Raw genomic sequence first — 16,704 nt, forward strand, 5'->3', positions numbered from 1 at the left:
TCTGCAGATACGATATGATGGCATAAGAGGTATGAGTACCATTATCTATACGAAAAGGGAGGGTTTTTGCATGAAAAAAACATGGGTAAAAGGGTTATCCTTATCGCTTTGTACGGTAATGGTTGCATCGGGTTTAGTTGCTTGCACGAGCGAGAAGGAAGCTGCGCCGTCCACTAACTCCACAACTACGAACAAACCAGCAGCAACTACAGGGGCAGTCAAAATCTCTGAGAAAGAGCGGGAAGTGAAAGTCACATTCCCAGAGCATCCCAACCAGCCGGTCAAAAACTTCGCGCTAGTTCAACAGGAAATATTTAATCAGACCAATATTAAATTAAAGTTCGAAAACGTGCCAAACAGCAATTATAACGATAAAAAGAAAACGCTTCTGGCGACGAATAATCTGCCGGATATCATTGAGATCAATATGTCGGATGTCAACAACTTTGCTTCAACGGGCGTATTCGTCCCACTGCTGCAATATATGAATAAGGGATTGATGCCGAATTTTAAAAAGTTCTGGGATCAGAACCCAGACATGGCGAAGATGACGGCTAACGGTGAACTGTATGGGTTCCCGGCAGTGGGTCGTAATGAGCTGAAGAACGGTTTCGGTCCCGTCATTCGTACGGATTTGCTGAAAAAGCATAATCTGGCGACACCGAAAACATTCGATGAACTGTTGACTGTGCTTGGGGAGCTGAAGAAGATTTATCCAGACGCCACACCATTCTCTGTGCGCAAAGGAAGCGGACCTATCCACCAGCTGTTTAAAACGATGGCCTATCCACTGGGGTCAGGCGTGGGCACAGGCACTGGTATTTACTTTGATAAAGATGTTAACGGTGGACAGTATGTGTATGGCCCATCTACACCACAATTTAAAGAGGTACTTGCTTTTTTCAATAAAGCGTTTACATCGGGCGTGTTAGATAAGGATTACGCGGTGGCGACTCAGCAGCAGTGGACCGAAAAGCTGACCAGCGGTAAATCGTTCTTCTTCTTTGACAACAGTGGTTTCGCGTTGGATTATACAAAGCAGCTGCAAAAGGCAGTTCCAGACGGCAATTTCCAGATCATTCCAATCCCAGCTAATGCAAGCGGCAAAGCTAGAGCGGAATATTATGCGACGACTTTGACGGACAAAATGTATGCGATCAGCTCCAAAGCGAAAGATCCGGAAACGCTTATTAAACTGATCGATTGGATGTACACGGAGAAAGCGTCCAACCTGATGAGCTATGGTGTTGAAGGTGTTCATCATACATTGGATGAGAAAGGTCAGCCGAAGCTGAAATCCGATTATGTCATGAAATTTAAGGAAGGGCAGCCAACAGCTTTCTATGCGATGTACTCGGATCTTGGCTCTGGTAAATTGAGCTTCACACCATGGTTCGCCAATATGGATCCGCAGGTGCAGGTTGAGAAGCTGACAGGCAGCTGGAGCGCAGAACATGAGACATACTGGAAAACGGTTTCTGAAGATAAAGCCTACCACGATCCTTACATCGATCCCCCGCTTACTATCGAAGAAACAGCTCGTGTGAAGGAAATTTTGGCACCGCTTAATACGATGCTGGAGCAGGAATACGATAAGTTTATTATGGGCGTTAAGAAAATTGATGAATACGACGCGATTATGAAAAAGGCCCGTGATACGGGTGGTTCAGAGTTGGAAAAAATTTATAACGGCGCATTAGCCAGATTGTCTCAGAAAAAATAAGCGCAAGTTAGGATACCGATGCGTTAGCCCGTTTCGCCGCACTGATCGACCAGATGGTGCGGTGAACGGCATCTTATCCAATAACGGAGGTAGTATAAGCATGCAGATTCAACCGATTGCCAAAGGCGTTTGGCCTACAATGGTAACTCCTTTCACCGATTCGAATCAAGTGGATTACAAGGCTTTGGAGCAAATGATCGAGTGGTATATTGGACATGGGGTTGCTGGACTTTTTGCTGTTTGTCAGTCGAGTGAAATGTTCTTTTTAACACTCGAGGAGCGAAGGGACATTGCCCATTTTGTAGTGGAAAAAGTAAGAGGTCGCGTTCAGGTAATTGCTTCGGGGCATATATCAGATTCGATTGAGGATCAAATCTTAGAGCTGCAAACAATAGCTGCTACCGGCGTACAGGCGGTTGTGTTGGTCAGCAACAGGCTGGCGCAGCAGAATGAATCTGAAGATGTGTGGAAGCGCAATGCGGAAATTTTGATGAATGCTGTACCAGCTATTCCTTTTGGTATTTATGAATGTCCCTATCCTTATAAACGGCTGATTTCGCCGGAATTGTTGGCATGGTGCGAGTCTACCGGCCGGTTTACCTTTTTGAAAGATACGTGCTGTCATACCGATCATATAGGGCAAAAGCTGGATGCGGTGGTAGGCGGCGCTTTGCAAATATATAATGCCAATACAGCAACTTTACTGGAAACCCTGCACTTAGGAATTCACGGCTATAGCGGCATTATGGGCAATTTTCATCCGGATCTGTATGTTTGGCTAACGCGCCATTACGCAGAACAGCAGGAGAAAGCGGAGAAGCTGCAGCATTTTCTGGGTATGTCCTCTGTCATCGAAAGTCAGTTGTATCCAGTCAATGCGAAATATTACTTAAGTCTCGAAGGACTGCCAGTCGGACTGCATACAAGGTCCAAAGACCATCGTCAATTGACCTATTCAAACCGTCGTGAGGTTGAGCAACTGTTTGCGCTAACCCGCCAATATAGAGAGCAATACCACGTGTAGAGGAGAGAGAATGGATGAAATTGATACAGCAAATGAAACAATTTGTCTTCGAGGAAGATCGTCCTTTTGCCAGCTGCCACGCGTCAACGGTTATTGAATTTCCTAACGGGGATCTGTTGGTGGCCTATTTTGCTGGAAGCAGGGAAGGTAAACCTGACGTCGCGATTTGGTGCTCCAAGAGAACGAATAACGTTTGGTCGGAGCCGTACAAGGTTGCAGATGAAGAAGAACTCGTGCATTGGAATCCCGTGTTGTTCCGCAAAGATAACGGTCAGATCGTGCTCCACTATAAGGTTGGGTCTCCGATCCCAGAATGGTATACGCGCGTAGCCCTGTCTGATGATGACGGTGCGACATGGAGCCAGCCGGTCGAGCTGGTCCCGGGAGACATTGGCGGTAGAGGGCCAGTTAAAAACAAACTAATCGTACTACAGGATGGCACATGGTTAGCTCCTGCATCCATCGAAGGCGATGTGTGGGATTGCTTCGCTGATATTTCCCACGATGAAGGCTTAACATGGTCCAGAAGCGAGCTAGTGCCGGTCAATCATGGGAATGAGGAGCAATCGGGAGATTGGCAGCTAGTACGGGGCAAAGGGCTCATTCAGCCGACACTGTGGGAGTCGAAGCCAGGTCATGTGCATATGCTCATGCGGAGCACGGCAGGATTCATATACCGCAGCGATTCGTCCGATTCGGGGAGAACGTGGTCATCAGCCTACCGAACTTACCTGCCCAACAACAACAGCGGATTTGACTTAGCTCAAATGGATGACGGAACGCTGGTACTTGCTTACAATCCAGTCGGTCTGTATAAAGGACCGCGCATGCCTCTGCTGTTGAGTATCTCCAAAGACAACGGAGAGTACTGGGAGGAATTGCTGGTTTTGGAGGCGGAATATCGCTCGTTTACGATTCCTATTGAGCCAGGAGAATACTCGTATCCAGCCGTCATCGCCAGTGGAAATCGGATCTATGTGACCTACACGTGGAAGCGGGAACGCATTGTATGCTGGAGTCTGGAAGTCGAAACAGGTTAAGAGGAGGCCCATTATGACATGGTTATTGCAATTGAAAAAGCAATTTGAGCTGCCCGCTGCAGCGTACCGGTCCGTTCCATTTTGGGCATGGAATGACGATTTGCAAAAAGAAGAGCTAGAGCGTCAGATTGCAGATATGAACGAGCAAGGAATCGGCGGATTTTTCATGCATTCGAGGGACGGTTTGGAGACGCCTTATCTAAGTGAGGCGTGGATGGATGCCGTCAAAGTATCGGTTGCCAAAGCCGAAGAACTCGGCATGCAGGCATGGCTGTACGATGAAGACCGCTGGCCATCAGGCTCTGCTGGCGGCAAAGTACAGGCCCAAGGTGACGAATACCGTTCTAAAGGTTTGACGATACAAGTTGTACGAGGGAACGACATATTTGAAGACGACGGCCGAGTAGCTGCCGTATTTAAAGCGGTCATCGAGGGGAATGAGGTACACAGCTGCGAGAGGATTTCATTAAAAACAATGAAAGCCTCGGCTGCATCAGCTGCGGCCCTTTCTCCTTTGTCCTCTGGTGAGGAAGTGCTTCTCGTCTTCCGTATCGAGGTGTCCGCCCCGAGTGAATGGTTTAACGATGAAGCTCCACCAGACAGCATGAATGCGGATACGGTTCGCCAGTTCATCAACGCTACGTACGAAGTCTACAAAGCGGAAGTTGGCGACCAATTTGGACGTACCATCACTGGTATTTTCACGGATGAACCGGGAATCCATGACCGTAATTGCAGATTTACAGAAGGTCGAGGTTGGTTACCTTGGACGTACTCGTTGCCCGTTTATTTTTCGGAGAAACGTGGTTATGATATCCTGGATGTACTTCCTTATCTTTATTTTAATGGTAAAATGTCCTCGATGGCCCGCCATGATTTCTGGCGTACCGTATCGGAGAAATTTTGCGAGTCCTATACGAAACAATTAGGGGACTGGTGCGAGGAGAATGGTCTCGCTTTTACTGGGCACTATTTGTGGGAAAGTGCCTTGGGCGTAGCGACAAGAGTGGGTGGAGCTGTGATGCCTCATTATCGTTACCAGCATGTGCCTGGCATTGATATGCTTTGCGAACAGACAGACGAATATATGACGGTCAAACAATGTACCAGTGTGGCGAATCAATACGGCAAGAAATTCGTTATTTCAGAAACGTATGGGTGTACCGGCTGGGAATTTACATTTGAAGGGCAAAAATGGATGGGCGATTGGCAGTATGTGCTTGGCGTGAACGTTAGATCGCAGCATCTAGCGTTGTATTCCATGAAGGGCTGCCGCAAAAGGGATTATCCACCTGTTTTCAATTACCAGACTTCCTGGTGGAAATATAACCGGATTATTGAGGATTATTTTGCACGAATCGGTGCTGTTATGACGGAAGGTACGCCTGTCAGGGATATTCTTATCCTGCACCCTTCTTCAACCGCTTGGTCGATGCTTGGTACAGATCCGTATGGGGCCGTAAGACGCGGCTTGGATCGGGATATTCCGAGTATTGACCGTTACGGAGATGAGTTTAATGATTTGTTACGCACGATGATTGGTGCGCATTATGATTTCGATCTTGGGGATGAGACGATCATGGCCGACGTCGGCCGGGTTCAAGATCAGAGGCTGTTCGTCCATTTGGCAGGATATACAACGGTAGTCATCCCTCCGGTCCGCACCATGCTTCGCAGCACACTCGACCTGCTCTTGGCTTTTCTTGAAGCCGGAGGCCGGGTAATTGCGAGTTTGCCAGCGGCAACAATGGTCGAGGGCAGAGTGTCGGAGGAACCGGCAAGGTTATACGCTCATCCGGGCGTAATGGTTGTCGATACGGCCAGTCGGATAATCGCAACTCTTGAACAACTGCAGCCAAGGGCTGTTAGCATTCAGAACCGCGATGCGGCAGAAGTGCCTGAATTGCTGTATCTGTTGAAAGAAACTGGTGGCGGACATACCTTATTTATCGTAAACAATGACAGACAGCAATCGTTTGATGTCTGTATACAAGTCAAAGCTGAAGGTCGAGTTGAAGAATGGAACGCGTTGACTGGCAGTATTGAAGGGATTCCTTCTTGGAATGAGAACGGTGAGTTGCGCTTTGATGCTCGATTTGGGCCGACGGATTCCAAACTGTATGTCATCATTTCGGAGCAGCTCGATAGCGTAGTGAACGCTTCTTCTAGCGTCAACCTTCCAGCGAGTCTGTCTGACAATGATTTGTATGCGACTTTGGGGCCTGCTTTTCAATTCAGAAGAACGATGCCCAATGTGCTGACATTGGACTTGTGCACCTACCGTATAGGGGATGAGGACTGGTCCGAAGTGAAGGAAGTTTGGGTGGCTCAACGCGAAATCCGTGATATGCTTGGAATGCGTCAAGTGTATTATAATGGAATTACCCAACGCTACAAGTGGATTCGTGAAGCTCATCCGCAGGATGGCACACCAGTTAGCTTGAAGCTAACTTTTCAAGTCATAGATGTACCAGCTTCAGCTACGTATCTTGTGATTGAGGGTGCACGTCAGTTCGGGATTAGATTAAACGGACAATCGGTATCATCTGGAGCCGATGGTTGGTTTGTAGACCGTTCTATGGACCGAGTGCTGCTAACTGGGATTCGCCAAGGGATTAATGAATTGGAGTTGTCATGTGCTTATCATCAGGCGATGGAATTGGAAGATTGCTACATCATGGGTGATTTCGGAGTGAGCACAGAGAGGTGTCTAACAGCCGAGCCTGACACACTCCACACAGGAGACTGGTGTCAACAGGGCTACTACCACTATAACGGCAGCATCATTTATGATGTGAATTATTATCATGAGCATGAAGTGGAGAGCAAAGCCATACTGCTGCTTGGAGATTGCTCAGCGGTGACGACGGAAATTCGGGTCAACGGCGTAACTGCAGGACATGTACCATGGAAGGCTGCGGACGGTATCGATCTGACGCCATACTTGAACGAAGGCGCCAATCAGCTAGAAATTGAAGTGATGGGCAGCCCACGCAATATGTTTGGCCCGTTTCATGACGCACGTGGACGGACAGCAACGACGGACTGGAGTTCTTTCCGAACCGTGGGTAAGGAATTCACACCTGAATATAACGTGCAGCCGTACGGTTTAATGGAACCAATACAAATAATTAGGTTGAATGAGACTTAACTTATTGTCGTAACATCGGAGCGGGGAAGAGGGCGGGATAGCTGTGAAAATACCATGGGCAAAGCAATTTAGCGGCATGCAAAATAAGCACAACAGACTGTTCCTAACTATTTTGGGCTATTTCCTGTCTCTTTTAATCCCGATTATCATTATCGGTGTTTCTGAATATGGGTATTCCGTCAGTCTCATGAAAAAGGAGTTTAATCAGCGTATTTCAACGAACCTGAATTCTTCGGCTAATACGGTGGATTCCTATATCAAAACGGCACAGGAAACCAGCGTTAGCTTCCTGTACGATGATACGGTTCAGACATTGTTCATGCCCAAAAATACGCAAAGCTTAGAGGTCAAATCCGAGCTGTGGCGTTTACCGCGTATTTTGCAGCGCAACGAGAACATCGTCAGCCATTTTGCTGATTCAATGTTCGTCTATATCGATAACCAGGACGTCTATGTCAGCGGTGGTGTCAATTATTTTGAATCTTTTTTTAACAACATGTACAAGTATGAAAAATATGACGCCACCTATTGGATGAACAAGATGAGCTCAAAGAAAAGTGTAGAGCTGCTTCCGGTTTCGCAAGTCATTCAGGAAAAAGTGCACGTCAAACATGTAATCCCCATCGTGATGAGCAACCGAATCCGTAACCATAATGCGGTTATGGTCATCAATATCGCTGTGGAGACCATCGAAAAGACATTGAAGGGGGGAGCCGTATTCGGTTCAACTAGCTTTGTCGTTTTTGATGGTAACCAGGAACTTATGTATGATGCCAAAGGGTACTTGAACGATACGTCAGCAGCCCAGAAATTAAAAGCCTCCTTTGATGAAAATAGCCTTTCCAAGGAGTTGGACATCGGTGGTAAACGTTATCTAGTGGCATATGTGAAATCTGATATGTACGGATGGAATTACTACTCATTCACACCTCTTGCTGAATTCAATCATTATACCGTCGGTATTTTGCAAATGACACTGCTGCTGTGTGTGGTGCTCATGGTAATGGGCATCGTATTCTCGTTCGTGTTCAGCCTTCGCATCTATAATCCGATTCGTAATATCCGGGACATTATTGCCCAGAAAAGCGTGTCAGTGAACGGAGAGCATGAGGTCAGTGCCGCTGCCGACGAGTTCGAGCTCATTCAGCAGGGAATCCATCGGATGTCCGATAGCCACCAGCTGGTTAAAGTGAAATATGATAAGCAGACTCACGAGTATGTGGAGTATTCGCTGTTATTTTTGTTAAAAGGCCACACGATCAATCAGGAAGAAATTTTACGTGAGACGTTGAGGGCGGGCTTCGGATTCACCCGTTCCGGATATATATGCTGCACCGTGTTTTTCGATTTCAAAGCTGCCTTCTATGAGGATATCCAGGATACAGAACGCATTTTTATTATTAATGGCATTAAAAAGATTGTATGGAATCTGCTGGGCAGTCAAGTACCTTGTTACGTTTTGGATCACCGTCAAAATATGTTTGTATGCTTAATCAATATGAATGGTCCGCAGGAGACGGAGCTGTTGCATCCCGCTTTCCAACGCATGCTTGCTATTTTTGAGTACGATATTCGCATGTATTATGATATTACGATCGGTATCGGTACATTTTATGAGAATGTGAATGATATTGGAGCTTCCTATAACGAGGCGATGACGGCGGTTAGCAAGCGGAATAAAGATCAGCGTTTTCAAATTGTCGATTCCAATCAAATGTCGATTGAGAACAGCTATCGGTATTCGCTTCACGATGAGCAAAGAATTGTAAATTACTTAAAGCTCGGTGATGTGCAGGCTGTGATGGATGTCGTAGCGAGTATCGTAGAAAGCAATGAACAGCGAAGTATTTCCTATGAGCATACCCTTCAGTTATATAAGGAAATGTATGTGACAGGCGTTCGTTTTTTAGCAGAAAAAGGACAACAAGTCGCGCAGCTGAGTATGGAGAGAGAGCTTCCTTTTAACGGCAGTGCCTACGAAGAGTCGTTTTTTGGCACAAAAGAACTGGAGTCAACGATTTGTGAATTTTTCAAGCGAATAATCGAAATGACGAAAGCCCAAAAAGGTGCTTCGAAATCGGGCAACCTCGTATCACTAATCGAACAGTATATCCACGATCACTATGCACAAGATCTCGGGCTCGAGCAAATTGCCGAAGAGATGGGCGTTTCCGTCAAGTATGTATCTAGGGTGTTTAAAGATAAAAAAGATGAATATTTAACGGACTATATCAATCAGGTACGCATTGAAAAAGCAAAGGAAATGCTGGTACAAACGGATCTGCGCGTTACCGAAATTGCCGTGATCGTCGGGATCCACAGTCGTACTACATTTCTTAGAGTCTTCAAGAAAGTGGAAGGCATTTCACCAAATGAATACCGCACCCTACACAAAAAAGAGCTGCATTGATGCAGCTCTTTTTTGGTAATTATTTGGACAGTTAAATGCGTTCAATGACCTTATCAATTAATCCATACGCCCGTGCATCTTCCGCATCTAAGAAGTAATCACGGTCGGAATCCAACTCGATCTTTTCGATCGGTTGTTTGGTCGTTTGTGAGAGGATGCCGTTGAGAACGCGACGCGTTTTGAGAATGTGCTGCGCCCGAATGTGGATATCACTTGCTTGCCCTTGAGCGCCTCCCCAAGGTTGATGAATCATGACTTCTGCATTGGGAAGCGCAAAACGTTTGCCAGGAGCACCGGCTGTTAGAAGAATAGCACCCATGGATGCGGCCATCCCGACACAAATGGTGGAGACATCAGGCTTGATGAAGTTCATCGTATCATAAATCGCAAGTCCCGCTGAGGTAGATCCACCAGGTGAGTTGATGTAGAGGGAGATATCTTTCTCAGGGTCTTCCGCGGAAAGGAACAATAGTTGGGCAATAATCGCGTTCGCAACTTGATCATTTACTTCTGTACCAAGAAATACGATGCGGTCCTTGAGCAAACGGGAATAAATATCATACGAGCGCTCGCCGCGCGCGGTTTGTTCGACAACCATAGGAATAAAGCTCATTGCAATCATCCTTTCATATATGGAAATTAGGTTCTTTTTGTTTAATGGACTACATGGTTTAGCTGATTAAGCAGCTTGGCAACGAATCGTGTTGGCTTGCACAGCATGCTTTTGGCCAAAGCCCGAGGAAATAATGATTAGACGAACAGGTTCTTCATTCAAAAGAGTGGGCAATTCGCGCACGGTCACTGTGGCTTCGGTGTCTATGGTAGTGGCATTCAATCGGCGGTAAGTATCCATGTCGATCACATTACTGCTTGAGGAATCCGGTTTAAGTTCAGTTGGTTGTGGCTGTTCCCAAGTGATAACAGGGGTTTGTTTGGAATTTAAAGCTGGGCGGGACTCGGTTTCTTGATTATCTTGATTTTCTTGACCCATGCAAATACCTCCTCATGCTTTCGGTTTGGGGTATACGGCAAGCAAAACTTGATAAGTTTCCTGTTCCTTGCTTGAATAGCGTGCCACCAGCTGCCCAACCATTGCGGTGTATTCTTCAATGAATGACTGCCGCTCCTGCTCGGTGCATAAATGGACTTGAAACTGTAAGGTCGCACTCGGAATGACATCCCCGACATCGGACTCTTCCATAAGCAGCATCGCATCTCGCCGAATTCGCTCGGAGGTCGTTATGAGATGTGCGAGTGAGCTTTGATCCTTCAGCTTTTGCAGAGTTTCAGGCTTCATGCTGAGAGACTCGGCGAGCACGAAGGTTTTGGCGATGGATCGGTACAGCACCTCGACTAAATTACGAACCTGGCGTGTGCCTACGCGTTGTACCAAGCCGGCTTTTTCCAACGCTTTGAGATGATAATTAATACGCTGAGCGGTCTCGCCTAATGTGCGCGCGACTTCCGTTGCGGATCCAGGTTCAAGTAGCTGAGCGATGATTTCACCACGAAGCGGATTAAGCAGCACCGTTGCCTGTTCGGGCGAATGGATGCAATAGCTGTCTTGGATATCTTTTTCTTGTGGCATGGAGAGGATAGCCTCCGTGTACAAAGTATTTGTTACGTAAAAATATTTTATTACGTTGGGAGAGGAAAGTCAATGGGCGTGGAGTAGTACTACTATAGTTATTGCGAGACCCTTATTGGCCTCGAACGGCTGCGAAACGGCTAGGTGTCAAGTTGACTGCACCTAGACAGTATCAATATAGGTGGTAATATTCAGACATGAAGAAAGCCTGCGAAATTTCGCAGGCTTCTTCTATTCTATCTGGTCAAGGATTAGAATGCGTACCGCCACAGATTGTCTGCATTCTTGAAGTAAAGATTGCCGAATTCATCCTGGGCGATGCCGCTTGCGCTTACCGGGGTTGAGATTGTGGACACGGCGTCTGTTGCACTGTCGATAACGAAGAGGTTGCCGCCAATCGAGCCGTACAAATCGCCCCATTTGCCGATCAGCATATGCCCGTCGAAGAACACGAAGCTTTGCTGGCCGACGGTGTAATTGATCGAGAACTTCTGTCCTTTATTGGTAACGGTGTTCGTAGACGGATCATACTTCATTAGGTAACCTTCCGCCCAGAACATAATTTTGTTGTTGGAATCAAGTGACACAGAGGTGATCGCTTGAATCTCACTGGAGCCTACACCCGGCAGCGTATAAGTGTTGACGGCGCCGGTCGCTACGTTGTAACGGAAGAACTTCGCCTGCGACGTCGTCGGCGTGCTGCCGTTGCCACCCCAGATCGAGGTGCCGCCGTACACATAGCCGTTGTAGTAGGCAAGTGCGATGACCGCTTGATCGTTGACTATGTTGCGGATCGTGTTGACGGCGCCGGTTGCAATGTCATAGACCGTCAAGGCTCCTCCCAGGTGGCCGTACCCAGGGACGGTCCCGACGAACAGCTTGCCGTCACCGGCCGCCAAGCCGAACGGTCGATCCTGTTCGTCGCCGCTGAGCTCGAACAACTGGTTCTTCACTCCTGTAACCGGATCATAATCATAAATACGAGCCCCCGGATACACGCCTTGGTACAACTTATCGTTGTATGTGATCATGTTCTCGGCTTGCCCGAAGCCGAACTTCGTTTCGTCCAGATCGCCACGGATCGGTGAGTATACTCCGAGACCACCGGTCAGGTAGCCGGCTGTATAAATTTTGCCGTCGGGTCCTTCCGTCATGCTGCGAATCGATGTGGACGTATCCGGGAAGTCAAGCACGGTGGTCGAAGTGGCGCCGGTTTGAATGTTGTACTTGAACAGCTTCATCTCCCCGCTGACATACCCCAGTGTTACAACCGTGTAACCCGGCCAGTTCGTTTGGTCCGTTAATTGGACGACGCCTATATCGGCTGCTACATTCGTTCCAAGGTTGAAGCCGAGGGAAGCGGTTGTCTTAGCTACGATGTCATACTCATGCAGAATGCTGTCAGCGGTATAGTACACCTTGTTGTTCACGGCATTGGAGACGCCTAGCGAGTGAACGGCCGAGATTTCTTTGTCCAGTGTCACGGTAGGAGCGGCGCCAGTGTTATGGACGACGTTCAGGACGATCATCTTGTTGCTCTCTTTCAGCTGAGCGAACACCTTGCCGCCCGTATAATCCAACGAGTACACCCAAGTTTCCCCACTATAGGCGCTAGGCAGGATGTTGTATCGATTCCCGGTATCATTATCGAAATACATCAGTCGACCGTCGGTGCCGGTACCGAGATAGGTGCGGTTGTTCGCTATGTCATAAGCCATGCTGCGCACGTACGTTTCCCCAGCGGCAACCGGATTGGAAGCTTGAATTTCGAAAAAACCATTGGTGCTATCCCACTTGAAAAACTTCGCATTCGGAGCTGTTCCCCCGAAGACCTTGCCACCTGCGCCGGCGGCTAGTGCATAAATGTGGTTCTGGCCTGATAAGGCAACACCCAGATCTACTACGTTCGCGGCTCCTGGCGTATATTGATACAAGCGGCCAGTGTTGGGGGTACCCATGTAGATTTTGTTGTCGGTCGCTCGTATCGCCGCCCAAGCTACGCCGGAGCCATTCAAGGGCTTCGAGGTGACGACCGTGTTATTGTTGTAATCGACAATCGTCATTTTGGCCGGCACACCGGTTGGATTGGATGTCGAACCGTCAGCGACCGCATAGATGACTCCGTTGCCGGATCCATCAACCCCGAAGACAGCCGAGTGAAGCTGAGCTTCGCCATACACTTGCTCGCCGAGATCAGTAAAGGCGGAGGTCAAGTAAATATCGTCCCAATATGCCGTACCCGTATTCGCGGCGCTTGAGGATACAAGTGCTGTCGCATATGCGGCGTTGGATGGAGAAGTTGTTTTTGCTTTCAAATACGTCCATTCATTAGTCGGCGAGTTTTTGGACGCAACGGTGCTTGAAATATAATTCTGGCTACTGTCGTAGAATCGGATGGATAAGTCCGCAGTGCCGCTCTGAATATATGCCCATCCATAGACCATGTAGATCGTGTTGGAAGAAATGGCGATTTTGGCGCTTTCGAGTCCGTACTGCGTGGTGGTGACGTTGTCGGTAATTTTGGCGCTGGATGTGCCGGAATGCTTTTGCGTAGTGCTGGAACTTTGCCCACTTGTCCCACCCCATGTGGACCAACCGGTGAGACCGTTCTCAAAACCGAAATTGCTAATTAACTTGTCTGCAGCACCTGCTGACTGAACCCCCCACAAACCAGCAAGCATAGCTAATAGGGTCCAGATGCCTAGCAATTTCTTAATCATATTAATAATCGCCTCCTTCATGGAATTAATCTAATTATGAACCGAAGAAAGTACGACTAGAATGGACATTGCATGTCAGAATATGGACAGATCATGCTATGGTAGACATATGGACAATTTGTTCAAATTTATTCGCTCAGGGAGGGAATTCATGTTATACGAGGCTCCGAATTACGATACGATCCACATTCCTAACGTGGATTCGGCATTTAAGATCTATCAGTCACATTGGAGGAAGACACTTGTTCCTTGGTGGACCTATCCTCTTAACTACCCCATATTCGAACTCAATGTTCTCTTAGAGGGTGTTCAAGATGTTCAAGTTGGAGACCAAACTTTTGAGATGCTAGAGGGTGATCTGCTAATCATTAAGCCCGGCATGAGGCGTCAAATCATTGGTACCCGTGAGAAGCCGATTACATACTTCACTTTGCATTTCGACGTGGAGGATTATATGCTTCGCACGATCCTCATTCAGCATCGTAGCGGTCTGCATAGACGAGATTCCGCACTAGAGAGGGAGATTCGCGTACCATTCGAGCAGCTGATCCATATGCTGCAGCACAATCGCGGTCAAGATATGCGACATCCGGCTATCCGCTTGAAGTTGATTTCCCAGCTATTCTCCTTGTTCGCGATTCTAGGTAGTTTCAATGAAACACCTGCTGAGCATGGAATGGATCCTTCTGGAAACATAATTGCTTATAGGATGGCCGAACAGATCGAGCTCGCGGTCAAGGGCGGCAGCATTGGCGCTCGTACTGGACAGATTGCCAAACGGACAATAACCCTAATGGCAGATGAACTAGGTTATAGTCCATCCTATTGCTATCGGGTATTTCGTAGAATATTCGGCATGTCACCGCAAGCTTATATGTCCAATATGATTCTTCATCAATCTAGACTTGAGCTTAACAACACCGAACAATCCCTCGATCAAATCGCAGCGAAGCTTGGCTTTCAGGACGGTCTGCATTTCAGCAAACAATTCAAACGATGGACAGGATGCTCCCCTACTGCTTACCGACGTAAACCTATAGAGTTCCAATTTGAATAGAAATGAATGGATAAGATCAGGATTAATTCCAACCCTTGATGCATAGTCCAAAGTTACTCGTTCTCAGAACTACATTTGACAATTGTTACGATATTGCCTTTCGTTGTGTTCAAATTTTCGGACAATTTGATATTTTATTAGTTTATTTGGACGGTTTATGGCACCAAAGCGTTTTCTGCGTTTGTAAAAGTACTTCAAAACTTATTTGTCACCCAACACTACTAAACTATTTAAACGGGCAGGATAGTTGTATAAAAGGGTTCAAAAACCATTTAGATAATATTCGACTAAATGGTTTTTTTGTTTGATTTTTTAGTACGACTGTACTAAAATATGAACATGGATAAAAAAAATAAACCAACTGACCAAAAAGAGTTGTCATTCATCGAAAAAGCCCGTAGAGCTCAAATCGTGAAATGTGCGATTGAAACAATTGCAGAAGTAGGTTACACTCAAGCCTCTTTAGGACAAATTGCAAAACGCGCAAAAATTAGTAAGGGGGTTATCTCTTATCACTTTGCAAATAAAGAGGAATTATTGGAGCAAATCACTATTGAATACTATATAGCTTGGCAATCATACATTGCTCCACGAATAGAAGCTCAAAAATCTCCTAAAGAGATGCTTCGAGTGTATATTGAATCCAATCTTGCGTTTGTAGCTGAAAATCGGCAGCATGTTTTTGCTGTTATAGAATTGGTTTCTAAAACGATAACTGCTGATGGTAAACTTCAGTTTGCAGCAGAACACGATGAAGCCATTTTACTTCCAATTGAAAAGATTCTCATCCAAGGAATGCAAGAAGGGATTTTTCGGGAATTTACCAAACCATCGGCAAGGGTAATGGCGTTAACAATTAGAAATGCCATTGACGGATTCACCATGGAATTAATGAGAAAGCCTCATTTAGATGTGCAAGAATATACGAGAGAACTGCTTACAATCTTCGATATTTCGACTAAAAAGTGATGTGACATTTAGGAGGAGGATATCGATGCTGGAAATGTTTTACTATGACGTCGTATGTCAATGTTGTAAAAAAACATTCAGAGCATACGAAGGTTCGCTAAAATATAAGCAAGCAAAGGAAAGAAAGGTTAAGTATTTTTGTTGCGAAGAATGCGCTGGTAAAATACGCATTGAAGCCATATTGAGTTTTATGAACAGGCTAAATCGTAATTTTTAATTCTCTGCAATTATTTTTACGATTTGGGCTTCCTGAACAATTGGACCGATGAATATTGCAATCGGGTTTCGTCTAAATAAATGAGAGTAAAAAAACAATATTAAAGTGAGGTGCTTCATTGTAGAAACAAGCGATCCAAAAACGAGAGTAACTTTTCAGACCGTCATTCAATGCACAGGTAGAAAAAGTATGCAGGTTTTGGGCTGAACCGGACCACATCACTTGTTGAAATTTTTGATGCGGAAAGCACCCATTCCCTTGACATGCAGCAGGCGGGCTGGCAAGCGATCATGGACAATTTCAAACGATATACAGAAAAATTTTAATAAAAAATCCAATCTTAGAGGTGATAGAAATGGCATTTACATCCACACATATTTTTGTGAACCTTCATGTAAATAATGTTAAAAAATCAATGGCGTTTTTCACGCAGCTCGGCTTTGAATTCAATATGCAATTCACAGACGAGGAGAAAGCGGCTTGCCTTGTGATTGGCGACAATATGTTTGCCATGCTGCTTACGGAAGAATATTTTAAGTCTTTTACGAAAAAAGAAATCGCCGACACCGAAAAGTATGCACAATTGACACTTGCATTGTCAGCAGAAAGCCCGGAGAAAGTTGATGAAATCGTCAACAAAGCGGTTTCCTTGGGTGGGAAATTATATACCGATCCAGCAGATCACGGTTTCATGTATCAATGGGGCTTCCAGGATCCAGATGGACATATTTGGGAGTTGGCCTATATGAACATGAGTGCTTTTGAAGAGCAGGAACAAGCGTAATAAAAGGCAGTGTATTACTGA

Annotated in this window: 12 protein-coding genes; 8 read left to right on the forward strand and 4 right to left on the reverse strand. The window is 46.3% G+C overall.

The window, feature by feature from the left end; all coding sequences use genetic code 11:
* Positions 1-70 precede the first annotated feature (70 nt).
* From AC58QT_RS28660 to AC58QT_RS28680, 5 genes are all read left to right on the forward strand, one after another.
* Positions 71-1,723: an extracellular solute-binding protein gene (locus tag AC58QT_RS28660; RefSeq protein ID WP_497411960.1), complete on the forward strand. Its 1,653-nt coding sequence runs from the start codon at positions 71-73 to the stop codon at positions 1,721-1,723.
* A 100-nt stretch (positions 1,724-1,823) separates the two neighbouring features.
* Entirely contained in the window at positions 1,824-2,747 is a 924-nt protein-coding gene (locus AC58QT_RS28665) for a dihydrodipicolinate synthase family protein (protein ID WP_497411961.1), read from the forward strand.
* Between the two features lie 14 nt (positions 2,748-2,761).
* Positions 2,762-3,787: a sialidase family protein gene (locus AC58QT_RS28670; RefSeq protein WP_497411962.1), complete on the forward strand. Its 1,026-nt coding sequence runs from the start codon at positions 2,762-2,764 to the stop codon at positions 3,785-3,787.
* A 13-nt stretch (positions 3,788-3,800) separates the two neighbouring features.
* Positions 3,801-6,938: a glycosyl hydrolase gene (locus AC58QT_RS28675; protein ID WP_497411963.1), complete on the forward strand. Its 3,138-nt coding sequence runs from the start codon at positions 3,801-3,803 to the stop codon at positions 6,936-6,938.
* 43 nt (positions 6,939-6,981) lie between these two features.
* Positions 6,982-9,348, forward strand: a complete 2,367-nt coding sequence (locus AC58QT_RS28680; protein WP_497411964.1) for a helix-turn-helix domain-containing protein — start codon at positions 6,982-6,984, stop codon at positions 9,346-9,348.
* A 31-nt stretch (positions 9,349-9,379) separates the two neighbouring features.
* Here the strand turns inward: AC58QT_RS28680 and clpP are convergent, their stop codons facing one another.
* The 4 genes from clpP to AC58QT_RS28700 all read right to left on the reverse strand — a co-directional run bounded on the left by clpP (position 9,380) and on the right by AC58QT_RS28700 (position 13,656).
* A complete protein-coding gene (gene clpP, locus AC58QT_RS28685; protein ID WP_497411965.1) occupies positions 9,380-9,961 on the reverse strand; it encodes an ATP-dependent Clp endopeptidase proteolytic subunit ClpP in 582 nt (193 codons plus the stop codon).
* A 66-nt stretch (positions 9,962-10,027) separates the two neighbouring features.
* Positions 10,028-10,339, reverse strand: coding sequence for a hypothetical protein (locus AC58QT_RS28690; RefSeq protein WP_497411966.1), 312 nt, complete (start codon positions 10,337-10,339; stop codon positions 10,028-10,030).
* A gap of 12 nt (positions 10,340-10,351) precedes the next feature.
* Positions 10,352-10,936 (reverse strand): ArsR/SmtB family transcription factor, encoded by a 585-nt coding sequence (locus tag AC58QT_RS28695; RefSeq protein ID WP_497411967.1) that lies wholly within the window; start codon positions 10,934-10,936, stop codon positions 10,352-10,354.
* 251 nt (positions 10,937-11,187) lie between these two features.
* Positions 11,188-13,656, reverse strand: coding sequence for a carbohydrate binding domain-containing protein (locus AC58QT_RS28700; RefSeq protein WP_497411968.1), 2,469 nt, complete (start codon positions 13,654-13,656; stop codon positions 11,188-11,190).
* 151 nt (positions 13,657-13,807) lie between these two features.
* On the opposite strand from AC58QT_RS28700, the gene AC58QT_RS28705 reads away from it, so the two are divergent.
* From AC58QT_RS28705 to AC58QT_RS28715, 3 genes are all read left to right on the forward strand, one after another.
* On the forward strand, positions 13,808-14,713 hold the full coding sequence (locus tag AC58QT_RS28705; RefSeq protein WP_497411969.1) for an AraC family transcriptional regulator: 906 nt from the start codon (positions 13,808-13,810) through the stop codon (positions 14,711-14,713).
* A 339-nt stretch (positions 14,714-15,052) separates the two neighbouring features.
* Entirely contained in the window at positions 15,053-15,682 is a 630-nt protein-coding gene (locus AC58QT_RS28710; RefSeq protein ID WP_497411999.1) for a TetR/AcrR family transcriptional regulator, read from the forward strand.
* A 572-nt stretch (positions 15,683-16,254) separates the two neighbouring features.
* Positions 16,255-16,683 carry a VOC family protein gene (locus AC58QT_RS28715; RefSeq protein ID WP_497411970.1) on the forward strand — a complete coding sequence of 143 codons (429 nt, stop codon included), beginning with the start codon at positions 16,255-16,257 and terminating at the stop codon, positions 16,681-16,683.
* Positions 16,684-16,704 lie beyond the last annotated feature (21 nt).

The organism is Paenibacillus sp. J31R109 (assembly GCF_059692055.1).